This is a genomic window from Streptomyces sp. NPDC012827 (assembly GCF_042900905.1).
In the GTDB taxonomy this organism is placed as follows: domain Bacteria; phylum Actinomycetota; class Actinomycetes; order Streptomycetales; family Streptomycetaceae; genus Streptomyces; species Streptomyces gulbargensis.
On the sequence record NZ_JBIBBY010000010.1, the window covers coordinates 39,184 to 63,475 of the forward strand.

At 74.4% G+C, this 24,292-nt stretch carries 24 protein-coding genes; 12 read left to right on the forward strand and 12 right to left on the reverse strand.

Features of this window, described 5'->3' with window-relative positions; genetic code table 11:
• Positions 1-263 precede the first annotated feature (263 nt).
• On the reverse strand, positions 264-1,403 hold the full coding sequence (locus ACFY60_RS21945; RefSeq protein ID WP_388613449.1) for an aminoglycoside phosphotransferase family protein: 1,140 nt from the start codon (positions 1,401-1,403) through the stop codon (positions 264-266).
• 234 nt (positions 1,404-1,637) lie between these two features.
• On the opposite strand from ACFY60_RS21945, the gene ACFY60_RS21950 reads away from it, so the two are divergent.
• Positions 1,638-3,128, forward strand: coding sequence for a hypothetical protein (locus tag ACFY60_RS21950; RefSeq protein ID WP_388613447.1), 1,491 nt, complete (start codon positions 1,638-1,640; stop codon positions 3,126-3,128).
• Between the two features lie 192 nt (positions 3,129-3,320).
• On the opposite strand, the gene ACFY60_RS21955 is transcribed toward ACFY60_RS21950, so the two are convergent.
• Positions 3,321-4,838 carry a PP2C family protein-serine/threonine phosphatase gene (locus ACFY60_RS21955; RefSeq protein WP_388613446.1) on the reverse strand — a complete coding sequence of 506 codons (1,518 nt, stop codon included), beginning with the start codon at positions 4,836-4,838 and terminating at the stop codon, positions 3,321-3,323.
• Between the two features lie 175 nt (positions 4,839-5,013).
• Between ACFY60_RS21955 and ACFY60_RS21960 the strand changes: the two genes are divergently transcribed.
• Positions 5,014-7,206 (forward strand): hypothetical protein, encoded by a 2,193-nt coding sequence (locus ACFY60_RS21960; RefSeq protein ID WP_388613444.1) that lies wholly within the window; start codon positions 5,014-5,016, stop codon positions 7,204-7,206.
• A gap of 63 nt (positions 7,207-7,269) precedes the next feature.
• Here ACFY60_RS21960 and ACFY60_RS21965 read toward each other — a convergent pair whose 3' ends face one another.
• Positions 7,270-7,935: an NADPH-dependent F420 reductase gene (locus ACFY60_RS21965; protein ID WP_388613442.1), complete on the reverse strand. Its 666-nt coding sequence runs from the start codon at positions 7,933-7,935 to the stop codon at positions 7,270-7,272.
• Between the two features lie 180 nt (positions 7,936-8,115).
• Here ACFY60_RS21965 and ACFY60_RS21970 point away from each other — a divergent pair, with 180 nt between their 5' ends.
• Positions 8,116-8,643, forward strand: coding sequence for a GNAT family N-acetyltransferase (locus ACFY60_RS21970; protein WP_388613441.1), 528 nt, complete (start codon positions 8,116-8,118; stop codon positions 8,641-8,643).
• Positions 8,644-8,662: 19 nt separating this feature from the next.
• On the opposite strand, the gene ACFY60_RS21975 is transcribed toward ACFY60_RS21970, so the two are convergent.
• The 3 genes from ACFY60_RS21975 to ACFY60_RS21985 form a co-directional block, all read right to left on the reverse strand.
• Positions 8,663-9,262 carry a YdeI family protein gene (locus ACFY60_RS21975; protein WP_388613440.1) on the reverse strand — a complete coding sequence of 200 codons (600 nt, stop codon included), beginning with the start codon at positions 9,260-9,262 and terminating at the stop codon, positions 8,663-8,665.
• A 73-nt stretch (positions 9,263-9,335) separates the two neighbouring features.
• Positions 9,336-10,625, reverse strand: a complete 1,290-nt coding sequence (locus ACFY60_RS21980) for an ATP-binding protein (protein ID WP_388613438.1) — start codon at positions 10,623-10,625, stop codon at positions 9,336-9,338.
• Between the two features lie 256 nt (positions 10,626-10,881).
• Positions 10,882-11,328 (reverse strand): SPW repeat protein, encoded by a 447-nt coding sequence (locus ACFY60_RS21985; RefSeq protein WP_388613437.1) that lies wholly within the window; start codon positions 11,326-11,328, stop codon positions 10,882-10,884.
• 257 nt (positions 11,329-11,585) lie between these two features.
• Here ACFY60_RS21985 and ACFY60_RS21990 point away from each other — a divergent pair, with 257 nt between their 5' ends.
• Both ACFY60_RS21990 and ACFY60_RS21995 read left to right on the forward strand, forming a co-directional pair.
• Complete coding sequence (locus tag ACFY60_RS21990; RefSeq protein WP_388613435.1) at positions 11,586-11,957, forward strand: cupin domain-containing protein; 372 nt, start codon at positions 11,586-11,588, stop codon at positions 11,955-11,957.
• Positions 11,958-12,117: 160 nt separating this feature from the next.
• Positions 12,118-12,522, forward strand: a complete 405-nt coding sequence (locus tag ACFY60_RS21995) for a DUF4440 domain-containing protein (protein ID WP_388613434.1) — start codon at positions 12,118-12,120, stop codon at positions 12,520-12,522.
• On the opposite strand, the gene ACFY60_RS22000 is transcribed toward ACFY60_RS21995, so the two are convergent.
• Together ACFY60_RS22000 and ACFY60_RS22005 are read right to left on the reverse strand one after the other, a co-directional pair.
• Positions 12,513-12,878, reverse strand: coding sequence for a hypothetical protein (locus ACFY60_RS22000; protein WP_388613432.1), 366 nt, complete (start codon positions 12,876-12,878; stop codon positions 12,513-12,515). The genes ACFY60_RS21995 and ACFY60_RS22000 overlap by 10 nt on opposite strands.
• Positions 12,879-13,032: 154 nt before the next feature.
• A complete protein-coding gene (locus ACFY60_RS22005) occupies positions 13,033-13,470 on the reverse strand; it encodes an OsmC family protein (protein WP_345283087.1) in 438 nt (145 codons plus the stop codon).
• Between the two features lie 221 nt (positions 13,471-13,691).
• Between ACFY60_RS22005 and ACFY60_RS22010 the strand changes: the two genes are divergently transcribed.
• From ACFY60_RS22010 to ACFY60_RS22020, 3 genes are all read left to right on the forward strand, one after another.
• Positions 13,692-13,973 carry a hypothetical protein gene (locus ACFY60_RS22010; protein ID WP_388613430.1) on the forward strand — a complete coding sequence of 94 codons (282 nt, stop codon included), beginning with the start codon at positions 13,692-13,694 and terminating at the stop codon, positions 13,971-13,973.
• Positions 13,974-14,028: 55 nt separating this feature from the next.
• The gene (locus tag ACFY60_RS22015; RefSeq protein ID WP_388613428.1) at positions 14,029-14,571 is read left to right on the forward strand and encodes a GNAT family N-acetyltransferase; all 543 of its coding nucleotides are present in this window, start codon (positions 14,029-14,031) and stop codon (positions 14,569-14,571) included.
• A gap of 71 nt (positions 14,572-14,642) precedes the next feature.
• The gene (locus ACFY60_RS22020; RefSeq protein WP_388613426.1) at positions 14,643-14,963 is read left to right on the forward strand and encodes a hypothetical protein; all 321 of its coding nucleotides are present in this window, start codon (positions 14,643-14,645) and stop codon (positions 14,961-14,963) included.
• 50 nt (positions 14,964-15,013) lie between these two features.
• Here the strand turns inward: ACFY60_RS22020 and ACFY60_RS22025 are convergent, their stop codons facing one another.
• Positions 15,014-17,008 carry an ATP-binding cassette domain-containing protein gene (locus tag ACFY60_RS22025; RefSeq protein WP_388613424.1) on the reverse strand — a complete coding sequence of 665 codons (1,995 nt, stop codon included), beginning with the start codon at positions 17,006-17,008 and terminating at the stop codon, positions 15,014-15,016.
• 396 nt (positions 17,009-17,404) lie between these two features.
• Here ACFY60_RS22025 and ACFY60_RS22030 point away from each other — a divergent pair, with 396 nt between their 5' ends.
• From ACFY60_RS22030 to ACFY60_RS22040, 3 genes are read left to right on the forward strand one after another with little or no spacing between them, the layout of a single operon-like run.
• Entirely contained in the window at positions 17,405-19,822 is a 2,418-nt protein-coding gene (locus tag ACFY60_RS22030) for a molybdopterin cofactor-binding domain-containing protein (RefSeq protein ID WP_388613422.1), read from the forward strand.
• A gap of 14 nt (positions 19,823-19,836) precedes the next feature.
• Positions 19,837-20,346 carry a (2Fe-2S)-binding protein gene (locus ACFY60_RS22035; RefSeq protein WP_388613420.1) on the forward strand — a complete coding sequence of 170 codons (510 nt, stop codon included), beginning with the start codon at positions 19,837-19,839 and terminating at the stop codon, positions 20,344-20,346.
• Between the two features lie 58 nt (positions 20,347-20,404).
• Entirely contained in the window at positions 20,405-20,860 is a 456-nt protein-coding gene (locus tag ACFY60_RS22040; protein WP_388613418.1) for a MarR family winged helix-turn-helix transcriptional regulator, read from the forward strand.
• 92 nt (positions 20,861-20,952) lie between these two features.
• Here the strand turns inward: ACFY60_RS22040 and ACFY60_RS22045 are convergent, their stop codons facing one another.
• Together ACFY60_RS22045 and ACFY60_RS22050 are read right to left on the reverse strand one after the other, a co-directional pair.
• Complete coding sequence (locus tag ACFY60_RS22045; protein ID WP_388613416.1) at positions 20,953-22,059, reverse strand: NAD(P)/FAD-dependent oxidoreductase; 1,107 nt, start codon at positions 22,057-22,059, stop codon at positions 20,953-20,955.
• 165 nt (positions 22,060-22,224) lie between these two features.
• Complete coding sequence (locus ACFY60_RS22050) at positions 22,225-23,169, reverse strand: TIGR03620 family F420-dependent LLM class oxidoreductase (RefSeq protein WP_388613414.1); 945 nt, start codon at positions 23,167-23,169, stop codon at positions 22,225-22,227.
• A gap of 127 nt (positions 23,170-23,296) precedes the next feature.
• On the opposite strand from ACFY60_RS22050, the gene ACFY60_RS22055 reads away from it, so the two are divergent.
• Positions 23,297-23,899 (forward strand): TetR/AcrR family transcriptional regulator, encoded by a 603-nt coding sequence (locus ACFY60_RS22055; RefSeq protein WP_388613412.1) that lies wholly within the window; start codon positions 23,297-23,299, stop codon positions 23,897-23,899.
• A gap of 29 nt (positions 23,900-23,928) precedes the next feature.
• Here the strand turns inward: ACFY60_RS22055 and ACFY60_RS22060 are convergent, their stop codons facing one another.
• The gene (locus tag ACFY60_RS22060; RefSeq protein ID WP_388613410.1) at positions 23,929-24,216 is read right to left on the reverse strand and encodes a hypothetical protein; all 288 of its coding nucleotides are present in this window, start codon (positions 24,214-24,216) and stop codon (positions 23,929-23,931) included.
• Positions 24,217-24,292: the final 76 nt, after the last annotated feature.

Below are 24,292 nucleotides of genomic sequence, written 5' to 3' on the forward strand. Positions count from 1 at the left end.
GGACCGGGGGTGACACGGGGGACGTGCGGGGCCGGACCCGTTCAGGGGTATCGGCTTCCGGACCGTCCGTCAATCACCCCTTCATGCCCCGGTTTTCGCACGTCGGAACGGTTTCGCGGCGGCGGTGCCCGGGCCTGCGGCGCGTCAGTGGCGTGGACCAATGACCGTGCGGGCGGCGCCGGGACACGACGAAGCGCCGCGCCCCCGGTGTGTCGGCACCGGGTGCGCGGCGCACCACCCCCGTGTCGCGTCCGGACAGCGCCTCAGCGCGTCCCGACCGCCGCGCGCACGGCCCGCCGTGCCATGGCGCAGTCGTCGTGCAGCCGCCTGAGCAGCAGCCGCTGTTCCTCGCCGGGCGCGAGCGCCCCCGACGGCACCGGCACGGAACCGGCCGGCGGGGCCTCCTTGATGGTGCGCTGCACCGCCGTCTCGTACGTCCGGATCTCCCGCGTCAGGACGATCATCAGGTTCACCAGGAAGGCGTCCCGGGAGGCCGGACCCGCCTGCTGGGCGAGCTGGCTGATCTGCCGTCGCGCGGCCGGCGCCTCCCCGAGCACCGCCCACAGGGTCGCCAGGTCGTACCCCGGCAGGTACCACCCCGCGTGCTCCCAGTCCACGAGGACCGGCCCGGCGGGGGACAGCAGGATGTTGGAGAGCAGCGCGTCCCCGTGGCAGAACTGCCCCATGCCCTGGCGGCCGCCCGCGTGCGCCAGCCCGTGCAGCAGCTTCTGCAGGTCGTCACGGTCCCGGTCGGTGAAGAGACCGAGCTCGTGGTAGCGGGCGATCCGGGCGCCGTAGTCCAGCGGCGCGTCGAAGGTCCCGGCCGGCGGCCGCCAGGCGTTGAGCCGGGCCACCGCGCCGAGCACCGCCCGCACGTCGGCCCGGGGCGGGGCCTCCACGGGATGCCGCGAGAGCGCCGCCGGCCGCCCGGGCATCCGCTCGATCACCAGCGTGCAGTTCTCCGGGTCCGCGGCGATCAGCCGCGGCGCCCGCACCGGCGGACGGTGGCGGACGAAGGAGCGATAAGCAGCTATTTCGTGCCGGAACCGCTCGGCCCAGGCGGGGGAGTGGTCCAGTAAAACCTTGGCCACGGCCGTGGCCCGTCCCGTCGTACCGACGATCAGTACGGAACGACCGCTGCGCCGCAGGACCTGTACCGGACGGAACTCCGGGCAGATCCGGTGCACGGAGGCGATCGCCATCCTCAGCTGGGCCCCCTGGGGGCCGGACAGATCGATCCTCCCACTGACCGGCTGCGTGCCGGTGCTCGTGCCGGTGCCCCCCACCCAGCGCCGCGGCCGCACGGCCTGCGGAGCGGGTGCGAGGTAAGGCCCGGTGCCGGCGGGGACGATGCGGTGCTGCGGCCGGGGCGGGGCGGACACGGAGGACGATGCTGTGTACATGGAGGTGACAGATCCCTTCGTGTGCCGACGATGTCGCGTGCGTCGCCCCGCCCGCCCCCGGTCCGCACCCTGGGGAATGAGGGCCGGTCGGCGGGGCGGGGTGGCGCATACCTACCTGACACCCGCGCGCGGGTGGCGGAACATCGGGCGCACCCTGGCGAACCCTGGCGAATAGTCGCCAGCCCTATGACAGGGGGTTAGTGTCAACTCAGCCGAGAACCTGGGGGCTTACACGTGACCGGAGAATCCAACACCCGCCTCGCGGACCTGTTCGGCCTGGCCGGCTGGTCCAAGGGCGAACTCGCGAGGCTCGTCAACCGGCAGGCGGCGGCCATGGGCCACCCCCAGCTGGCGACGGACACCTCGCGGGTGCGGCGCTGGATCGACAAGGGGGAGACCCCGCGCGATCCCGTGCCCAGGGTGCTGGCGGCTCTGTTCACCGAGCGACTCGGCCGTGTCGTGACCATCGAGGACCTCGGGTTCGTACGACACGGGCGTGCCGGCAAACGGCAGGACGTCAGGAAGACGGACAACCCTGACGGGCTGCCCTGGCCCCCCGATCGTACGGCGGCGGTCCTCACCGAATTCACGGGAATGGACCTCATGCTCAACCGACGCGGCCTGGTGAGCGCGGGTGCCGTGCTCGCCGCCGGCTCCGTACTCAGCAGCGCCATGCACGACTGGCTGCAGACCGACCCCGCCCGGACGGGCACCGTCCCCCGGGCCACCGACCCCCTCCACGCCGACCCCGCCGGGTTCGACCGCTACGAGGCCGCCCCCATCGGGTCGGAGGAGATCGAGGCCCTGGAGCACTCGGTGGAGGTGTTCCGCGCCTGGGACGCCTCGCGCGGCGGCGGACTCCAGCGCAAGGCCGTGGTGGGCCAGCTCAACGAGGTGGGCGGCATGCTCGCCTACCGGCACGCCGACCACCTCCAGCGGCGCCTGTGGGGCGTCGCCGCCAATCTGGCGGTCCTCGCGGGCTGGATGTCGCACGACGTCGGCCTCGAACCGACGGCCCAGAAGTACTTCGTGATCGCCGCCCACGCGGCCCGGGAGGGCGGCGACCGGCCCCGCGCGGGGGAGGCGCTCTCCCGGGCCGCCCGCCAGATGGTGCACATCGGCCGGCCGGACGACGCCCTGGACCTGATGAAGCTCGCCCGGTCCGGCGCGGGCGAGGAGGTCCTGCCCCGGACCCAGGCCATGTTCCACACCATCGAGGCCTGGGCCCAGGCCTCGATGGGACGCGGCCAGGCCATGCGCCGCACCCTTGGCGAGGCGGAGGAACTCTTCGTCTCCGACCGCGAGGGCGAAGCGCCGAGCTGGATGCAGAACTTCGACGAGGCCGACCTGCACGGCATGCAGGCGCTCGCCTACCGCACGCTCGCCGAGCACGACCCGGGTGCCGCCGTGCCCGCGCAGCGCCACGCGAAGCTCGCGATCGAACTGCGCCACAAGGGCCACGACCGGTCGAACCTCTTCGATCACATCTCGCTCGCCTCGGCCTGCTTCATCGCGGACGATCCCGAACAGGCCGACCGCTACGCCCGGCTGGCCCTGATGTCGATGGGGGAGACCTCGTCCCACCGGACCTGGGACCGGCTGCGCGAGATGTACCGGCTGACCGGCCAGTACGCGGGCTACTCGAAGATCGAGGACCTGCGGGAGGAGATCGAGCTGGCGCTGCCCCGCTCGCCCGTGAACCGGCCCCGCACCGGCCAGGCCTGAGGAGCAGGGGCCGCATGAGGGACCCGCGCACCGACCGCTCCCCCTACGGGGGCCCGGGCACGGTCCCGTACACACGGACACGGCACACCGGCGGGCGACCGGTACGCCCTCCGTGCGGCCGCCGTGCGTCGGAGGCGGACGGACACCGGGACGGGAGGGGCGGGTCAGGGCCTGCCGCCGACCGGCTCCGGCTCACCCACCGACGCGGACCACCATCACACAGGCGTCGTCCTCGCGCGTCTCCTGACCGAACTCCTCCAGGACCAGCCGCAGACAGTCCCGCGCGTCCCGGGCCCCGGCCAGGCGGGAGCCGAGGGCGAGGAGCCGCCGGGTACCCCTGTCGTCCTCGGCGTGATCGCCCCGGGTGAGCCCGTCCGTGTGCAGCACCAGGAGGTCACCGGGCAGGAGCCGTGTCTCGGCCTCCTCGTACGCCGCACCGGTCGTCGCTCCGAGGAGCACCCCCTCGGGTCGCCGCAGGGCACGCCCCGTCCCCCCGCGGAACAGCAGCGGCGCGGGGTGTCCGGCCTGCGCCCAGGTCAGGGTCCGTGCGACCGGGTCGTACCGGCAGCACATCGCGCTGCCCAGGGCGGGCTGGCCGGAGGCTTCGAGGAGCTGGTTGAGATGACCCATCAGGTCGGCGGGGCGGATTCCGGCGACCGCCATGCCGCGCAGCGCGCCCAGGAGCATCGCCATGGAGGAGGTCGCGGCGACCCCGTGTCCCGTCAGGTCCCCGACGGTGAGCAGCGCGTCGCCGTCGGGAAGCGTGAGAGCGTCGTACCAGTCACCGCCGATCAGCCCGGTGCTCGCCGCCGGCAGGTAGTGACCCGCCACGTCGAGGGGGGCCGGCCCGTCGTGGGCGAAGCTGAGCGAGCCGCGCCACGGCGGGAGCACCGCCTCCTGGAGCTCGACGGCCACCTGGCGCTCCGTCCGCTCCCGCTGACGGCTGCGCTCCAGGCTGTCCCGGCTCTCGCGGACGGCCCGCTCGCTGCGGCGCAGTTCGCTGACGTCCCGGATGACGGCCCACATGGAGGCCGTGCAGCCGTCGGCGTCGAGGACGGGCTCGCCCGTCATGTGCACCGTGCGCACGGCGGCGTCGGAGCGGACGATCCGGAACTCGCCGTCGATCGGCTTCCCGTCGATCAGACAGTCCGTCACCATCGCCTGGAGCAGCGGCTGGTCCTCCGCGAAGACCATCGACGGCATCTCGTCCAGCGACATCGGCCCGCTCTCACGGGACCGGCCGAAGATCTGGAACAGCTCCTCCGACCAGCTCACCTCGTCGGTGAGCAGGTTCCACTCGGCGCTGCCGACGCGGGAGAGGAGCGAGCCGGTACGGGGCGGGGCGGGCGCTCCGTAGGCGGCGCCGGGGGGGCCGTCGGGCGTCCCGTCGGAGAACGCCGCGAAGTCCTCCGGCGCGTCCCCGTACGCCTCGTACTCCTCCGGGGTCCCGGCCGCGGAGTCCCCCGCGGGCTGGACCGGGACACCGGCCCGCAGCTGCCCCAGGTGCGCTCCTAAATCGTCCAGTTGATGGACGGCCAGATCGCACAGGGCCCGCTGCCATCGCTGCCGCGGATCGTCGTCGTTCGTCACGGCGTCCCGGCGGACGGCATCGACCTCACCACGCAGACGGCGGGTCTGCGAGATCAGCGCGTCCACCGTGCCCGGCTCCGGCGGCTGGACGGGGCGGTCCGCGAACAGAGGGGACGGCATGTCGTACTCCGATACAGGCGCGGCGCGGCCGGTGTGAGAAGGCGGCCCGATACGACTGTGGCACAGCCACGGACCCCTCGTAAGCCATTTGGCAACACTCGATCCGGTGGTGACTCCGGCATATGCCCGAGGCCCGGCGAGTTTCGGTCACGCCCCGACGCGTTACGGTGCTCGGGTGGTGAACGACGAGGGAATCGGCACGAGGGACCCGCACCGGGTGGACACGCGCACGGCGGGCGAACACCCGACGCACCAGCTCGGCACGGCGGTCCTGCTCGCCGCCGCGCCCGCGGGAAGGGGCAGGGCCATGGACGCCGCGTCCGTCCTGCCCGCGCTGGCGGCGGTCCCGCCGGGGGTCCTGACCGGCACCGTGACCGCGACGGTCGTCGAACTCGCCGACCCCCTCGACCCGCAGACCGTCCTCACCCGCCTGCGCGCCGCCGCGGCCGCCCCCGGCCCCCTCGCGCTCTACCTCGCCGGGCAGTTGCACCTCGACCGCCGCCAGCAGCTGCCCCACCTCGCGCTCGCCCGTACGACCCCGGCGACGCTGCGGTACACCGCCCTGCCGTGGCACTGGCTCACCGCCGAACTCGCCGTCCGGCCCCCGGGGACGACGACGGTCGTCGCCGACCTGGCGGCGGACGCGGCCGTCCTCGAACGGCTCGCCACCGACCACGGCCTGCTCCGACTCGGCCCCGACACACCCCTGTTCGGCCGGATCGTCCCGGCTCCCCGGCGCGGCGAACCCGTCACCCCCGACTACCTCCGCGCCTGGGCCGACCTCTGGCGTACGGGCGCCCGCCCGAGCGTCTGGACCCTGCACGCGGAGGCGGCCGCCCGCTCCCCGATGGCCGGGAGCCGGCTTCTCACCCCGCCGCAGCCCCCCGCCGGCACGCCGTACACCCCGCCGCCGGCGCCGGGCGGAACGTTCGTGCCCGCCGGCCGGGAGGACGACCTGACGAATCCGACCGTCCGCTTCGCCGCGCCCGGCGCCGTCCGGCGGGACGGTGAGGCGCCCGGGCCGGGACTGCCCGCGCCCGCGAACGGAGCCGCACCTGCCGGGCCGGGCCCGGTGCCGACACCCGCGCCGACCGGTCCCGGTGCCGCTACCGGGACCGGGACGGCCGCCCCCGGCGAAGCCGTACCGGCGGCACGGCCCGAGGCCCCGGCCTCGCAGGGCACGGGGGACAAGGGGCCGGAGAACCCGGTTCGGACCGGCCCGCCGGTGCCGGGGGCGGGGGAACCCGGGACCGCACCGCTGGCCCCGGCGGCGCTCGGGACCTCGCCGCCCGACCGGCCGGTGGCGGTTCCACCGGTGTCCGCGACGGCGGAGTCCGTGCCCGCGTCGGTGGTTCCGGCGGCGCCGGCGGCCGCGCGACGCGAACAGCCCGCCGCGAGGCCCGCCGGCCCCGAGGCCTCGCCGGCCGACCGACCGGCGCCGGTGGGGCCCGTGCCTGCCTCGGTGGTTCCGGCGGTGCCCGAGGTCCCGCAGGCCGGCAGCCCGGCGTCGCCGGTGGGGTCCGTGGCCGCGTCGCCGCCGGTGCCGTCCGCCCGGCCGGCGCCGACGGTACCGGCCCTGCCCGAGGCCGCGCGGCGCGAGCAGCCCGATGTGGCGCCGGAGGCCCCGGTGGCCGCCCCGCCCGTTCTCGCCGCCGCGATTCCCGCCGCGCCCAAGGTCCCGCCGGTGGAGTCCGTGCCCGCCTCGGTGGTTCCGGCGGCGCCCGGGGCCCCGCCGACCGGCAGGCCGGTGCCCGCGTCGCCGCCTCTGCCGGGCGTCCCCGCACCGGCGCAGCCGGCACGGTCCGAGACGTCACCCTCCGACCGGCCCGTCGCCGGTGGGGAGGGCGCGGACCGGCCGGAGGTCCGAAACGGAGCTGACGGCTCATCAGCCACACGGCCCGACAGGGAAGCTGACGCCGCATCGGCAACGGTGCGGTCGGGTGGTGTCACCGCGGGGGTGGAGGATCCGCACCCCGCGATCCTCGCCGCCGCCATGGCGGGGCGGCACGGGGAGGCGGCGGCGGTGGCCGCCGCCTGGGAGAGCGAGGCGCTGCGCCGGTTCGGCCCGCGCTCGCGGGAGGCGCTGCACTGGCTCGAGGTGCGGGCGGATCTCGCGCGGCTCGCGGGGGAGCCGGCCCGGAGCTGTGAGCTGTGGCTCGCCGTCGCCGACGCCCTCCTCGCGTGGGACCGGCGCCCCGACGACCCGGAGGTCGAGGGCGCCGTGGACCGCGCCCACCACCAGTGGGAGCAGATCGGTGACCCGGCGCGGGCCCGCTCCCTCGGACCCGCGCTCCTGGCGCTGCGGCAGCGGGTGCCGGGCCGCAAGCCGGGAGCGCTGGAGGCCCTGCGGCGCCGTATGGACCGATGACGACGGCCCCCGGCGGAGGGTTCGGTGCCCTGCGCCGGGGAGCCGGGGACCCCGTCCCGCGTTCTACGACGTGCTGCCCGCGCCCTTCGCACGGGGGACGACGCGGATGCCGAAGCCGTGGTCACCGGTGGACCGGGCGATCGCGACGAACAGCAGGGCGTAGTGCTCCTGCCCCCGGGCCGTCTCGATACCGCCCAGGTCGAGCAGGGACTCCGCGGGCCAGCCGAGATCACGGAGGAGACCGCTCACCACGCGCTTCGCCTCCGCGTCCTCGCCGGAGAGGAAGATCGTGGCCGGCCCCTCCAGGGAGTCCGGGGCCACCATCAGCTCGCGGTCGACCGTCGCGAGGCTCTTGACCACGCGGGTCTCCGGGAAGGCCGACTGGATCTCCTCGCCGAGGCTGACCCCCGGGTGCGAGAGGGAGCCGTCCTCCAAGAAGCCCACGCCGACGTCCAGGACGACCTTCCCGGCGAGCGCCGGGGCCCCGATCGAGCCGAGGAGGGCGACCGAGGCGGTGCCCGGCGTCGCGTTCACCACGACGTCGGCGCCGCCGACGGCGCCCGCCGGGGTGTCGACGCGTACCCCGGCCGCTCCGAGTGCCTCCAGTGTGGTGAGAAGTTCCGGGTCCCCGGGCCGCCGTGAACCGAGAACGACCTCATGACCCGCTCGGGCCCAGGCTCCTGCGAGGGCCTGTCCCACATGACCTGTACCAAGGATTCCGATGCGCATGGGGATCATGCTGTCGGGTACCGAGCCGTCCGCGCCTCGGGCGGTGGACCGTGGTCGCCCGGTCCCCTGGACCTACGCCGCACGTCGGACCGCCCCCGGCCCCCCGCGTCCCGGTACCGCCACGGTGGCGGGCGTGAGGGCGGCTCCCGGCGCGCCCGGCGGGCTGAGATGATCGGGGGCATGACCGCCGTCCCGACGCCCGCACCCCCCACACCGCCCGCGGGACCCGCACCCTCCGTGCCGCTCACCACCGACCGGCTGGTGCTGCGGCCCGTCCGGAGGGCCGACCTGCCCGCAGTGACGCGGCTGTGGACGGACCCCCGGGTACGGGAGCACCTCGGCGGACCGGTGACCGAGCCGGTCATCCGCATCCGCCGGCGGCGGATCGTCGGCGCGCCCGGCTGTCACGCGGTGGTCCGCGCCGAGGACGGGACGGTCGTGGGCCTCGTCACGGTGGACCCGGGCGGCCGGAACGGCGAGACGGAGGTCTCGTACCAGTTCCTGCCCGAGCACTGGGGACACGGCTACGCGCGCGAGGCGGTGGCCGCCGCCGTCGCGCGGGTCCTGGAGGACGCCCCCAGCGTCGTCGCCGTCACGCAGGAGGCCAACCACCGCTCGCGCCGCCTCCTTGAGGCGGTCGGACTGGAGCACGCCGACTCCTTCGTGGAGTGGGACGCCCACCAGGTGCTCTACCGGCGCCGCGCCTGAGACCCGCCCCCGCCGTGACCTAGCCTCCGTTCGCGCCGGCCCGCAGGGCCGCGACCGCGCGGTCCAGGCGGGCGGCCCGGGTCCCGGGGGTCCGTGCCTGCCACAGGCCGAGGATCACCAGGTAGCGGTCGGTCCTGCCGAGGGCGTCGAACGCCGCCGAGGCGCGCGGGTCCGCGGCAAGGGCCGCCGCGAGGTCGTCCGGCACGGTGGCGTCCCGCTGAGAGGGGTAGGCGTTCTCCCAGCGTCCGTCCGCCTGCGCCGCCCGCACCTCGGCGAGGCCCGGCTCGCGCATCCGCCCCGCCGCCGTCAGTGCCTCCACCTGCCGCACGTTGACCTGGGACCACAGGCTCCGCTTCCGGCGCGGGGTGATCTTCTGAAGATAGGTGCGGGAGTCGCGGGCCTTGCGCTTGCCGGTGATCCAGCCGTACGCCAGCGTGGCGTCGAGGATCTCCTCGGCGGTCGGCGAGGGCACGCCCGCGTCCTTGCGGCCGAGCAGCAGCCAGATGCCGGGCGTGTCCCCGTGGTGCTCCTCCAGCCAGGCCTCCAGCTCCGTACCGCCGCCGTCGAAGGCCAGGACGGCGAGCCCTTCGTCCGTACCGAACGTTTCCACCCGAACCATCCCTTCCGCGCCCCCCGAGGGCCCGTGTCCCCTCCATGGTGTCAGGGCCCCGGTGGCGGGCGCGGGACGGGCCTCAGACGCGGGCGTGCGTGGTGATGTCCGAGGCGAACTGCTCGACCATGTCCGGCGTGACCGTCGGCCGGCACTGGGCGATGGCCTCCAGGTAGTCGGCCGTGCTCGCCCCCGGCGCCGGAGCGTCGGCCTCCCGGCCGCCGACCGCCACCAGGTCCCGCTCGAAGGAGGCCTGGGCGGCGATGCGCGCCGCGTGCTCGATGTCCGCGGGCGTGAACAGCTCGCTGGCGAGGACGAGTTCGTCGATGTCGACCTCCGGGCGGCCGTCGGTGTAGCGGGCCCAGATCGCGGCGCGGGCCGCCTTGTCCGGCGTACCGATCGGAATGAGGTAGTCGAAGCGGCCGGGCCGGAGGAAGGCCGGGTCGAGGGAGCGGATGGAGTTGGTGGCGCAGACCAGCAACCGCTCGTCGCGCTCCCTGAACCCGGGGATCAGCTTGAGGAGTTCGTTGGTCACCCCGTGCATGCCACCCGGCTGGGCGGGCTCCGAGCGGACCGGGGCGATCTCCTCCACCTCGTCGATGAAGACGAGGACCCGCTCCAGTTCGGCGATCCGGGCGAAGGCCGAGCGCAGTGCTGCGGCGAGGTTGCCCTCGTCGGCGAGCCGGGACGGCAGGATCTCCACGAAGGGCCAGCCGAGCCGGGACGCGATCCCGCGTGCGAACGTGGTCTTGCCGGTGCCGGGCGGACCGAAGAGACAGACCGCGCGCGGCGGCCGCACCCCGTGCCGGGTCGCCCGCTCCGGCTCGGCGAGCGGCAGCACGACCCGCCGCTCGATGAGGTCCTTCTCCCGTTCCATACCGGCCACTTTGGCCCACAGGTCGCCGGGGAGCAGCCGGCCGCCGAGGTCGTCGAGGAGACCGGCGGCCGGGCCGTGCAGCGGCTCGATCTTCTCGAAGTACGCCACCGCGGGCTGGCGCGTGTACCCGGCGTTGAGCAGTCCCTCGCCGAGCAGTTCCTCCTCCGGCAGGACGTACGCGATCCGTCCCACCCGGGCGGCCACGAGACGGCGCTCCAGCTCCACGAGGAGCGCGCTCGCCAGTCCCCGGCCACGCCACGCCGGCGAGATCGCGACCCGCATGACCCAGGCGCGCTCACCGGCCACGCAGGCGAGTGCCGCGCCGATGGGCGTGCCCTGGTGGACGGCGACCACGGCCGGCTGGCGGGTGGTGAGGGCGCCGATGCACTCGGCGAGGGAGAAGACGGACTCCTGGCCGAGTTCGGCCGTGGTGTCGATCAGGTGGACGACCGCGGCGAGATCGCTCTCGCGGTAGTCGTGGATGTGCCAGTTCACCGGTGGTACCGCCCCTCGTTCGTGCCGTTGCGGCGAGGCTAGGGGCGGCCCGGTGGAGCGGTCCTGCGCCATCCTGCACAAGCGCGGCCCGCCGAACGCGCCGATCCGTCACTGGCCGGAGCGGGCCGTGCACGCAGGGGGGCGGGCTGCCGGGGGCATCGTCGGGGCGGGGAGGAGCGGGATCCCGCACGGGAACGGCGGCACCTGGAAGGCGCCGCCGTTCGGTGAGGGATGCGTGGACCGGTCGGTGATCCGGTCAGTGCGTCGCAGCCTTTCTCTTGGTCATCAGCAGGCCGCCGGCCGTGAGGGCGAAGAGGCAGACGCACGCGCCCGTGATGACATTGCTGAGGATCGGGCCCGTGTCGGGGTTCCTCGACACCACCCATGGCGCGACGATCAGCCACGCGCCCATGAGCAGCACGACGAAGTTCAGGTCCGCGGACCGTTCCGGGGCCATCGACATGCACAGGCCGAGCACCGCGAGGGCGATGCCGACGACCAGGTTGGTGATGGCGAGTTCGGGACGGGCGGCCGCGAAGTGAACCGTCCACGCGGAGACCGCGGCCCAGATTCCGGCGAGGATCACGAGTTCCTCGACGGCGGCGACCCCTCGGGTCTGCAGCATGCGGGCGTAACGGTCCCGCATCTCCGGAGCGTCGGGGTGCCCCCGGATATCACCGGGACGGTGAGAGACGTCGGCCATACGACTCGCCTCCTTCGGCGTCTTGCTCGTCCGACCGAATGTGCGGCGGGTGCCGCGCTTTCATTGTGCTCTTATATGCCCTTTATGTGTAGGTCTATCCCTCGGAAGGTGCGGAGAAGCCGGGAGCGGAGCGGGTACGGGGAGCGGTTCCGTCCCGCCGCGTCGGCCGGGTCGCCACCGGAACCGGGCGGTGCGTCCGGGCGTAGCCTGGAAGAGGACTCGGGGGCCCACGTCCCACCGCCGGGAGGCGGACGACGATGACCGGCATCGTGAGAAAGAGCTTCGACAGCGCGGACGAGACCCGTCCCTTCGAGGACGGCAAGGGCAGGCTCGACCTGCTCACCACGGACCGCGGCCCCATCGGCCGCGCGACGTTCGAACCCGGCTGGCGGTGGTCCCAGCACGTCAAGCCGATCGCCGGCACCGACAGCTGCGAGGCGGCGCACTTCGGCTACATCGTCAGCGGCCGGCTCAAGGTCGTCATGAACGACGGCGAGGAGAGCGAGATCGGACCCGGTGACCTCATGCAGGTCGCGCCCGGCCACGATGCCTGGGTCGTGGGCGACGAGCCCTGCGTGGCCCTGGACTGGGTCGGCTTCGGGGACTACGCGGTACGCGAATCGGGCTGACCCCCGGCAGGGGGCCGGGACCGGCCCCGTGCCCCCACGGCGGCCGGGCTCCGGGCGGAATTCCCGTGCCCGTGGACGCCGCCGCAAGGCACAATGCCGTCATGATCCATGAACGACGGACCGTCGCCGTGCACCGCGCCGCCCTCATGGGGGTGACGCGGTGAACGACGCCCAGCACCCCGACATCGCCGAGGCCCTCGCGGGGGAACGCGCCCTCCTGGAGCCCGCCGTCCGCGCCTCCCGGGCCGAGGCCGCCGCATTTCTGGACCCGGAGTTCACCGAGGTCGGTGCCTCCGGGCGCCGGTGGACGTACGAGGAGATGATCGCCTCCCTCCCGGAAATGACGGGCGCCACCGAGGACGGTCCCCATATCCAGGCGACCGGCTTCACCGGCACCCTGCTCGCGCCCGGCGTCGTCCACCTCCGGTACGAGACCACGCTCGACGGCCTCCGCGTGCGCCGCAGCTCCCTCTGGCGCCGCGACCCCGAGAACCCGCTCGCCGGGCCCCTGCGCATGTACTACCACCAGGGAACACCCGTCCCCGAGGCGCGGCCTCACCCGTAGGCGTCGGTCACGCAGTCGACGGCGCACCGGCCCCGCTCGTACCGGCGCCGGAGCGCCGCCGCCGCGTGCCGGCGCTCCACCTCCGCGTAGCCGTACCGCTCCCGGACGAGCCGCTCCACGGCGTCCACCGTCACGAGCGCCGGCTCACCGTCCCCCGCCGCCCCGCGGGCCGCCGCGATCGCCTGGTCCGCCGCCCGCAGCAGCGCCCGCATGTACGCGCGGTGCTCCGCCGCCCGCGCCCGCGACGCGGCGAACGGCCGCACCCCGCGCCCCTTCCACAGCACCCCGGCCGCCACGAGCCCGACGCCCACCATGACGACGAGCGCCCCCAGCACCCCGTCGACGCTCCACCGCACGGCCCGCCGCCTTCCCCCGTTCCTCCGGACGGCCAGAGTCTAGGGGGTGTCATCGCGTGCCCGGGGTCCGTCTGCGAGCACCGGTGTCCCCTCGCGCGATGCCGCAGGGCCCGCGCGCCCCGGCCCGGGCGGACAGCCCCGGTGTGCGGCGGGGTCAGCCCTCGAAGCCGGTCGAGCCGTCCGGGAGGACGGCCTCGACGCGGGCGCCGTGTTCGACGGTGCGGCTCACCGTGCAGAACTTCTCGTGCGTCAGGCGCACACCCCGCGCGAACACCTCCGCGGCGCGCGGGTTGGTGTCGGGGAGGTCGAACTCGTAGCTGACGCGGATGCGTCCGATCCGGCCGTCGTCCTCCGGTCCGGAGACCGACTCCACCACGATGCGCAGGTCGTCGTGGTCCACGGCCCGCGCCGTCCGGTCGATCACCAGACCGCCACAGCCGCCCATCGCGGCGAGCAGCAACTCGACCGGGGTGAACGACGGCTGCGCGTCGGCGTCGTCCGCCGCGGCCATCCGCACCTCCGCGCCCCGGTCGTTGCGGGCGGTCCAGTTCCGGTACCCGGTGCGGACGGTCTCGATCCGGTAGTCGGCCATGGCGGCGGTGCTCCTTCGTCGTCGGTGGGCGGTCGCGCTCGTACGGTACGGCCCGTCCCGCCCACGCAACCCCACCGCCCCCGTCCGCGCCAAACGGACGCGCCGCCGCCGCGATCCCCCACCCGTACCCGCCGACACCCGTACCGTCTGAGTACCCGCGGCCACGCCCCTGAGTACGCCGACCGATGCCGCCCTGGGGACGCCCCTGCTGAACTGGGATCATGAACGCCGACACCCCGCGCCCCCGCCCCCTGCGGCACGTCACCGCCACCGGCTCCGCCCTCGCCGTCGCGCTGGCCCCGCTGGTCGTCGGCGCGCTGCTGGCCCGATCGGTGGGCGGCGACCCCACCGTCACGGTCAACGCGCTCATCACCTCCGGAGGCCGGCGCGCCCACATCTGCCGTGCCCAGCTGCGCTCCTGCGGCGGCCGGGCGGTCGAGCGGGCCCGCCGCGCGCGCCCCGTCCGCCGGAGGGGCGGCGCGCGGTCCGGCGCGAACTCCTGACCGCCCGGCGGATATTTGTTTGCGGCCGCCCGGACCGGCCGGATAGGAAGACCCCATGCTTCGAGGCACGAAGGTCGGGCTCCGCGCCCGGCACGAGGAGGACATCCCGGTCCTGCGGACCGAGCTCTACGACGACGTGGTGACCGGCTCGCGGGCCGAAGGCTCGCCGTGGCGGCCGATCACTCCCGGATCCAGGGACCCGCGACTCGTGGTGGACGACACCGAACAGGGACGCGTCGCCTTCTCGGTGGTCGAACTGGACGGCGGTTCGCTGATCGGCACCGCGACGCTGTGGGGCATCGACACCCACCACCGCGCCGCCCACATCGGTCTGGGCCTCCTGCCGTCCGCCCGGGGGTCCGGGTACGGCACCGACGTGGTCGCGGTGCTGTGCCACTACGGTTTCGTCGTGCGCGGCCTGCACCGGCTGCAGATCGACACCCTCGCGGACAACACCGCGATGCTGCGGGCCGCCGAGAACAACGGGTTCGTCCGCGAAGGCGTCCTGCGCTCCTCGGCATGGGTGCTGGGCGAGTTCGCGGACGAGGTGCTGCTCGGGCTCCTCGCGGAGGAGTGGCAGCCGGCGGCGCGGGCCTGAGCCCCTCCCGTCTCCTCCCGCCGTTCCTTCTCCCCGCTCCGACGACACCTGCCCACCACGAAGGGAACGCGTTGACCGCGCATCATCCGCTCGACACCGTCGGCCGCCTGTACGAGGACCACATGCGCGCGCCGTACCCGCGCGGCCTGCGCGGCGCGGACCGGGCCGGCATCGACATGGTGACGCTCGACGCCGACACCGCCGGCTGCGCGCACACCTGGCTCAAGAACGGCGGCTCCCTCGACGCCCGCGGTCACGGCATCCTCCTGCGCTGCGTCGACAGACTGGACCGCGTCCTGCCGGAGCTCGCCGCGGCGGACGACCCCGCGTACTGGCGTCGTCTGCGGGACCTCGCCCGCCTCGTGGCGGACACTGCGCCCTCCGGGGGCTGAGGCCCCCTTCCCGCCGGGGCCGCCCCATGAGGCGGCCCCGACGGGTGGCGTCACGGCGACCGCTCCTCGCCGGCCGCGTCGAAGGGCGAGGCCTGCGCCGGTACGCCGGACCGCAGGAACTGGCGGGCCTGCAGCTCGTACATCTCACGGAACACACCGGTCCCGGTGACCGGATCCATGAGCGCGTCGAAGGTGCCGTGCTCGACCACGCGGCCACCGTCGAGGACGTAGACGAGATCGGCGTTCCGGACGCTGTGCAGACGGTGGGTGATCAGGACCGTCGTCCGGCCGGAGCCGGCCAGCCGGTGGATCTGGTCGAACACGCGCTGTTCGGCGGCCGGGTCGAGCGCGCTCGTGGGCTCGTCCACGATCAACAGGGCGCCCCCGCGGTGGCGGGCGCGGGCGAGGCCGATCTTCTGCCACTGGCCGCCGGAGATCTCCTGTCCGCCCTTGTAACCCCGGGCGAGCAGGCTGTCCAGACCGCGCGGCAGCTTCCCGACCACCTCGTCGGCACCGGCGTAGGCCGCCGCGGCCGTGATGCTCGCGTCGTCCATGGGGACGCCGCTGCGGCCGATGCCGATGTTGACCCGGGCGGTGAAGGGCCAGCGGTAGAAGTCCTGGGCGACCATCGCCACCCGGTCGAAGATCTGGGCCCGGTCGGCCTCCGCGGTGCTCACCCCGCCCCACAGCACCCGGCCCGAGTCGGGGAGCCGGACCCCGCTCAGCAGGCGGACGAGCGTCGACTTGCCCGAGCCGTTCCTGCCGACCACGGCCACGGTCCGGCCACGGGGGATGACGAGATCCACCTCGTGCAGCGACGGTGTGTCCGCTCCGGGATAGGTGAAGCACACCTTCTCGAACCTGATCTCGTCCACCGTCTCCGGCAGGTCCCGTCCTCCGGTGGGGATGGCGCGCCGCGCGGCCTCCTCGCACAGCGTCTGCAGATCGGCGACGAACAGCGCCTCCTCCTGCACGTCGGTGACACGCAGCACGAGGTCGGTGATGCTCGCCGCCCCGCTGCGGATCGCGAGGACCGCCGTGCCGGCCACGGCGAGCCCCATCCGCCCGTCCCACAGCAGCAGCCCCAGGGCGCCGTACGTGGCCAGGGTCGCCGCGCCGCGCGCCGCGTCCGCGACCACATGGGTACGGGCGCCGGTCCACGAGAGCCGGGTCTGCTCCCGTTCGCTGGTCTCCGCCATCCGCCGGAAGTGCCGCAGCAGGAACGGCGCCACACCGTGGACGCGGATCTCCGCCGCGGCCTGCTGGTTGATGAGGAGCTGGCTGATCAGCTTGGCCGCCCGCACGTGCTGGACGAAGCGGTGCCAGCTGATGTACCGGTGCCGGGCCATCGTGAGCGAACCCCACGCGTTCGGCAGCGCCATGAGCATCAGGAGCGGCAGGAGGACGGGGTGCAGGACGGTGAGCACACCGGCCGCCGCGACGAGGGAGATCGCCGAGGTCACCACGGAGGTGCAGTAACCGACCATCCGACGGGCGGAGTCGGCGCCCCACTGGGCCGAGTCCATCAGCTTGTGGAAGGCGTCGTCCTCGATGGCCTCCAGCTCCACCCGCGCCACCAGCTCCAGGTACCGCTCGGTCGCCACGCGCTGCGCCTTGGGCTCCAGGATGCCCGTCGCGGCGGACGAGGCCGACCTGCACGCCGCGGCGATCACCGCCAGGACCGCGACCAGCACGAGCGACGGCTGCGCCGCCCGCAGCCGGCCCGCGATGTCGCCCGGGGCGAGCAGCTCCACGAGGAGGGCGTTGACGGCGACCAGCGACACGGCCTGGGCGACGCCGCGCGTGACCTCGCTCAGGGCGACCGTGGCGAAGGCACGCGGATCGGCCTCCCGGGCCAGCCGGACGGCCACCGCCACCTGCCGCGGCAGCGAGCCGGCCATCGCGCGCAGGCCCAGCTTCAGCCAGGCACCGTCATGGGCGCCCCATCCGTGGTCGTAGGTGAGTTCGCCCCCGAACAGGAGCCGTTCGGACGCGGAGGGGGCGCCCGTCGCGGCGCCCGTCGTCCCGGCGGTCGTCGTGGTCATGCGCACCTCCGCACGTCGGGACGTGCCGGGATGCCGGGGGCGCCGGCACCGCGGAGGGGAGAAGCCGAGGGAAGGGGAAGGGGATGCATCGCGGCCTCCACAGGCGAGTTGGGGGTGTTGCCGGGCTCAACGACGCCGCCCGCCTGCTCGAACACATGTGTTTCGGACGGGGCGGGAACCCCGGGAACAGGCGAATGCGCGTTCGTGTGGAATACACCGACCCCCTCGGTACGCGGGCCGCCACGCGCCCGCGCCTGGCCGAAACGCCGAGGACGCCCCTCGTCGGACCGGACCGGCGAGAACCCGTCCCCGTTTCCCGCCCGATGCGCGATGATCGGCGCGCACCCGTGGAGACCCGGCGCCGGAGACCGGGACCACGACGGAGGGGGAGGGCGCATGGCGAGACGGCATTCCGCGCGGGACGGCGGCGGGGACGGCGCGGGCGGGGAAGGCGCGCGCGGCGCGGACGGCGCCAGGCACCTCACCGGCGGTACGGGGCGGGGCGCGGGCCCGGGCCTGGGGCGCCGGCGGTTCCTGGGGTACGTGCTGGCCGCGCCCACCCTGACCGTCGCCGCCCAGCTCGGTGCGCAGGCCCTCGCGCCCCGCCGGGCCGAGGCGGCCGTCCCGGGCCTCGTGCCCTCCCTGCCCGGCCCCGCCAAGATCCTGGACCTCAACGATCTGCTCACCGCGGCGGCCCTGCCCACCAGTCACCTCGTCACCATCACGCTCGACACCGACGGCACGGCCCACTTCGCCCTGCCGCGCGCCGAAGTGGGCCAGGGCGTCACCACCTCCAGCGCCATGCTGATCGCCGAGGAACTCGACCTGCCGCTGGACGCGGTGCGGGTCACCCTCGCCGACGCGCGGCCGGAGCTCCTCTTCAACCAGCTCACCGGCGGGTCGAACACGACCGTCTCGACCTACACGCCCCTGCGCGTCGCCGCCGCCGTCGCCCGGGGCCGGCTGCTGCGCGCCGCCTCCCTCGCCCTGGGCGAGGCCGTCTCCACCCTCACCACGAAGGCCGGCGCGGTCCTCTCACCCACCGGCGCGCGCCTCGGTTACGGCGAACTCGCCGAACGCGCCGCCGCGCTCACCGACACGGCGGTCGAGGTCACCCTCAAGGACCGGGCCCGCTTCCGCGTGATCGGCACCGGACAGCGCCGCCTCGACGCCCTGGACGCCGTGACCGGACGCAAGAAGTTCGCCATGGACCTGCGGATCCCGGACGCCCTGCCCACCATGGTCTGCCGCCCGCCCACCCTCAACGGCACCGTCCGGTCCGTCGCCAACCTTCCCGAGGTACGGGCCATGCCGGGCGTCACCGACGTCGTCACCGTCTCCACCGGGGTCGCCGTCCGCGCCCGCACCTTCGGCCAGTGCGTCGACGCGATCCGCGCCCTCCGGGTGTCCTGGGGGCCGGGTACCGCCGAGGGAGCCTCCGACGACACCGTCCTGGAGAAGCTCCGGCGCGCCGAACTCCCCCTGGTCGTCCCGCCGCTCGACCTCCTCACCAAGGCCGTCGACGCCCGCTTCACCTTCCACTTCGCCAGTAACGCCGCGCTGGAGACGAACTGCGCCGTCGCGGACGTCCGCGCGGACTCGGCCGAGATCTGGGCCTCGCTCAAGGCCCCGATCGTCGCCAAGCAGCGGATCGCCCTCATGCTCGGCCTTCCCCCGTCCGCCGTGCGGGTCCACGTCACCGAGGGCGGCGGCTCCTTCGGCCGGAAGCTGTTCGCCGACGCCGCGCACGAGGCCGCCGAGATCTCCCGTGCCCTGGGCAAGCCCGTGAAACTGATGTGGCACCGCACGGACGACTTCCGCCAGGGCCGTACGCACCCCATGTCCACCTCGCGGGTCCGGGCCACGTACGCGCTCGGCGAGATCCTCACGTACGAGCAGCGGCACACCTCCGTCGTCACCGACTTCGGGCACGGTGTCGGCGAGGTCCTCACGGCCGAGGCGGCCCGGCTGCCCGTCGCCGACCTGACCTTCTCCGAGACGATGTTCCGGCTCACCCAGATCAGCCCCTACCACCTCGGGGTCACCACCCAGCTGCTCTCCGAGACCGACCGGGGCTTCAACACCGGCTCGATGCGGAACATCTACTCGCCCAACGTGCGCTGCGCCCAGGAGCTCGTCCTCGACGAGATCGCCCGCCGCACGGGCCAGGACCCGTACGCGATGCGCCGCAGGCTCCTGAAGGACGCCCGGGCTCGGGCCGTGCTGGAGAAGGCCGCCGAGGCAGGGGAGTGGGGCCGGACCATGGCCCCCGGCACGGCGCAGGGCATCGCCGTCCACGCCGAGTACCACTCCGTCGTCGCCGTCCTCGCCGAGATCGACTGCCGCCCCGCGACGACGGGGCGGAAGATCCGCGACGCGTACACGGGTCCGCGTGTCACCAAGGTGGTGTGCGCCGTCGACGTCGGCCTCGCCGTCAACCCGCGAGGGCTGGAGGCCCAGATGATGGGCGGCATCGCGGACGGCATCGCGATCACCCTCACCTCCGGGCTCCACCTGCGCGACGGCCACTTCCTCGAGGGCAGCTGGGACCAGTACTTCTACACCCGGCAGTGGAACACCCCGCCCGAACTGCAGATCATCGTGATGCCGCCGACCGGTGACGAGCCGGGCGGGGCGGGTGAGCTGGCGGTCGCGGGCGCCATGGCCGCCGTCGCCTGCGCCTACGGACGGGCGACCGGCACCATGCCGACCGTCTTCCCCGTCAACCACCGCGAACCGCTCGCCTTCACCCCCCTGCCCACCGTTCCGCCCGTGCCCGCCTCCCCGGCCGACGGCCGCGACCGCGCCCTGTAGAGACTGGAGCCCTCGTGCCGCAGCACACCTTCATCCTGAACGGCAAGGCCGTCACCGCCGACATCGAGGGGGACGTCCGCCTGCTGTGGGTCCTGCGCGACGTCCTCGGCGTCACCGGCCCCAAGTACGGCTGCGGGGTCGGCGTCTGCCAGGCCTGCACGAGCCACCTCAACGGCCGGGCGTTCACGCCCTGCGCCGTACCCGTCGGGGATCTCGACCCCACCGACGAGGTGACCACCATCGAGGGACTTCCCGACACGGTGGGCGCCGCGCTGCACCCGATGCAGGAGGCCTGGCTCGACCTGGACGTGGCCCAGTGCGGCTACTGCCAGCCCGGGCAGATCATGACCGCCGTCGCGGCCGTCCGCCGGGCCCGCGAGGCCGGCCGGGAGATCGGCGAGGCCGATCTCGACGCCATCCGCAACATCTGCCGGTGCGGCACCTACCACCGGATCCGCCGGGCGGTCCTGGAAGGCGCCCGCCGCATGGGAGGGAAGGCGCCCACGCCGGGCGACGGGCGGTGAACGCCCACCGGATAGTTCGTGATGCGAATTTCATGGTCCGCGCGGGTAGGGTGGCGGCATGGCGAAGGACGAGGGGGGAAAGCTCGGGATCGTCACCGCACTGGTGCGCTCGGCTTTTCTCGTGAACGAGGTCTACGCGGCGGCGAGTCGCGTGTACGGGCTGACCCCGCAGCAGGGGCAGTTGCTGTGCGTCCTCATGCCCGGCCCGACCGGCATGAGCGAACTCGGCTGCAAGCTCGGCCTCGCCAAGTCCAGTCTCACCGGTCTGGTCGACAGGACCTCGCGACTCGGTCTCGTCCACCGCGAGACCTGTCCCACCGACCGGCGGGCCGTACGGGTCGCCCTGACGGGGGAAGGGGCCCGGACGGCCGAGGCGTTCCACGCCGAGACCTGCCGCCGGATCGCGGAGCTTCCCGCCGGGCTCGACGGCCCCGAGCGGGAACTCCTCGCCGAACTGCTCGGCCGGGTCGTCACCGGCAACGAGGTGCCGGACGTCTTCGCCGACCAGGAATGACCCGGAAGGGGCGCGCGTCGCCACCCGCGCGCCCCTGATCCTGACGGACCTCCACCGGCCCCGGCGCCGGAGTGCGGGGCCCGGCCTTCGTCCTACGCCGTCGCCGGGACTCCGGTCCCGAACAGCTCGGCGAAGCGGCCGGTGAACAGGTCGTTCCCCTTGTACTGGGAGACCGTCTCGGCCGGCAGGACCAGCGGTCCGTCCGGCGACGGGAACTGGCCCACGCCACCCAGCGGTCCCAGGGGCAGCAGGACGGACGGGATCGGCGACGGACGGTAGGTGCTTTCGGGGAGCTCGCCGCGCACCTGGGCCGCGATGTTCGCGGCCACGACCTCGGCGTGCTGCATCGCGTAACCGGCCATCTTGGCCTCGTCGAGCGCGGTGATGTCGCCGACGGCGTACACCCGCTCCTGCCCCTCGACCCGCAGGTGCTCGTCCACCCGTACGTGTCCGGCGGGCGTCAGCGTCTCCGCCAGCTCCAGGGCGAGGAAGTCGCTGTGGACGCGGACGCCGTGGCAGCGGAACCAGATGTCGGCCGCGGCCTCCCCGCCGTCGGAGGTGGCGACGGTGAACGCCCCGGCGCGGCCGGGGCCGCCGGGCGGCTCCTCGGAGAGGGTGACGCCGAGCCGCAGCTCCACGCCCAGGGCGTCGAGCTGGGCGAGCAGGTCGTCCCGCAGTCCGTCCGCGAAGGCCGGCATCAGCGTCGTGCCCGGGTCCACCACCGTCACCCGCTTCCCGGGCCAGACCGCCTTGATCTCACCGGCGAGTTCGAGGCCCACCGGTCCTGCGCCGCTGATCAGCACCCGCTCGGCGCGGGCCAGTTCACCGTGCGTGGCGCGCAGACCGCCGAGTGCCTCCCGGGCGGAGTCGGTCTCGAACTTCGCCGGGTACGGGTAGGAGGAGCCGGTCGCGAGGACCACGTAGTCCGTGTCGATCCGGGCCCCCGAGGCAAGGGTGACGCCGTTCGCGTCGACGGAGGCGGCCCGCTCCGCCACCACCCGGCCGCGGCTCAGCAGCCGGTCGTACGGGAAGAAGATGTTCTCCGCCCAGTCGGGCCGCACCAGCGCCCGCAGCGAGCCGGCCGCGTGCACGAACGCGTCCTTCGGCTCGACCAGGACGACGTCGGCCGCCTCGTCCAGCGCCTTGGCGACGGCGGCTCCGCCGTAACCGCCACCGATGACCGCGACAACTGCGTTCATTGTTCCCCCTCGGAAGACATCCCAATTGGTTCGCACCACGAACAGTAGTAGTTCGTGGTGCGAACTGTAAAGAAGGAAAAGGAGAGTTGCGGATTCCAGGGGGCCGGGGCGGTGTGGTCCGTTCCGTGGTCGGGGCTTCCGGGGAGTGGGCGGCGGCGGGCCGTCTCAGACGCCGCCGGGCGCGGCGGGTCGGTCGAGCGGGGTGAGGGCGGGGGCCAGTTCCCGCCATTCGGTGTCCGGCAGGACGGTGGGGTCGGCCGTGAGGACCTGGAGGCAGACGTGGTCGGCGCCCGCGTCGAGGTGTTCCCGGACGCGGCGGAGGATCACCTCCGCGTCGCCGTGGGCGACGATCGCGTCCACCAGTCGCCGGCTGGGGCCGCCGGCGATGTCCTCGTCCGTGAAACCGAGCCGGCGCACGTTGGCCTCCTGGTGTGGGGCGGCGGAGAGGTATCCGGCGACGTGCGCGGTGGCGGTCTCGCGGGCCCTGGCGGGATCGGTGTCCAGGACGACGGCCTGTTCGGCGGCGAGGAAGGCGCCGGGGCCCATGATTCGGCGCGCGTGGGCGGTGTGTTCGGCCGGGACGAAGTAGGTGTGGGCGCCGTCGGTGCGCGCGGCGGCCAGTTCCAGCATCCTCGGGCCGAGGGCGGCCAGCAGCCGCCGGGGCGCGGGGGCCGGCACCGGCCCGTGGGCGGGGGAGGCGTCCATGGCGTCCAGGTAGGAGCGCATGGTGGTGACGGCGCGGGCGCGCGTCGGTACGGGGTAGCCGTCGACGTGGCGGACGGTGGCGTCGACCCGGTGACCGCCGAGGCCGAGGGCGTACCGGCCGGGGAACGCCTCGCCGAGGGTGCGTTCCGCGGCGGCGAGCGTGTTCGGCTCGCGGAAGGCGATGTTGGCGATGCCGGAGGCCACGGTCATCCGGCGGGTCGCCGACAGCAGCAGCCAGGCCTGGCCGATCGCGTCGCGGCCGAACGCCTCCCCGTACCACAGGGCTCCGTACCCCAACTCCTCGATCTCCGCCGCCGATTCCCGTACCCGGCCGGCGGGCTGCCCTTCGAAGGCGAAGGTCCAGATCCCGATCCGTCCTAGTCCGTCGCGCGCGTCGCCGGCCATGCCGCCCCCTCGGGTCACGTACCGGAGAGGCTCTCCGGTTATGGGGCGGTACGATACGGAGACCCTCTCCGTTTGGCCAGTGCCCGCCCGCCGGGCCGGCCGCGGTACGACCGAAAGGCACCCGACGATGCCGGTGAACCAGGGACGCGGCGGCCCCGCTCCGGAGCCCCGGCGCACCGACGCGCGCCTCAACCGCGACCGTCTCGTCGCGGCGGCGCACGAGGAGTTCGCCGAGTCCGGGCCCGGGGCCTCCCTCAACCGGATCGCCCGGCGCGCCGGCGTGGGCCCCGGCACGCTCTACCGCCACTTCCCCGACCGCCAGGCGCTCCTGGCGGCGGTCCTCGCCGACCGGATCGCGCGCCTGACCGCCAAGGCGGACCTGCTGCTCGCCACGGAGGAGCCCGGCACGGCGCTCGCGCGGTGGCTGGAAGCGCTCCTGGCGCACGCCCGGCTCCACCAGGGGATGGGCAGCGCCCTGATGGTCGAGGCACCGGACGGCTCCGGGGCCGACTGCCGCCGGGCCGTCGTGGACGCGGCGCGGCGGGTGCTCGCCCGGGCCCAGGCGGACGGCCTCGCCCGCGCCGACCTCGACCCGGACGACCTGGTCCGGCTCGTCGCCGGAATCGCGCTCTCCACGGCGCACGGCACGGACACCGGGCAGCCCGACCGCCTGCTGGCCCTCGTCCTCGACGCGACCACCCCACGGCCGGACCGCCCGGCGGCCCGGTAGGTGCCGGACGCGGGACGGGGCGGGTCCGGTCAGCCGCCGGCGCCGGGCACCCAGTGGTTGTGGACGGGCTCCACGCGCGGCTGCGGCCCTTCGGGCCAGCCGTTTTCGACCGCGACCGGCATCATCCGGTCGGCGAACGCCCGCATCTTCTCCTCGCTCTCCCACACGTCGAAGATCTCCAGGCCGCTGTCGGTCGCCACGCACGCGTGGGAGAGGCAGCCGTCGAAGATCTCGGGCGTCGTCTGGAGCTGGGCGTTGAGCGCGTCGTACTGCTCCGTGCGCATGCCGTCGAGGACGGCGTGAACGAGGATCGCCATGGCACTTCCTCCTCGTGAGGTGCTGGACAGCCCCCTCCCCACCAGCACACCACGCCGGGGCGTGCACGGCACCCGC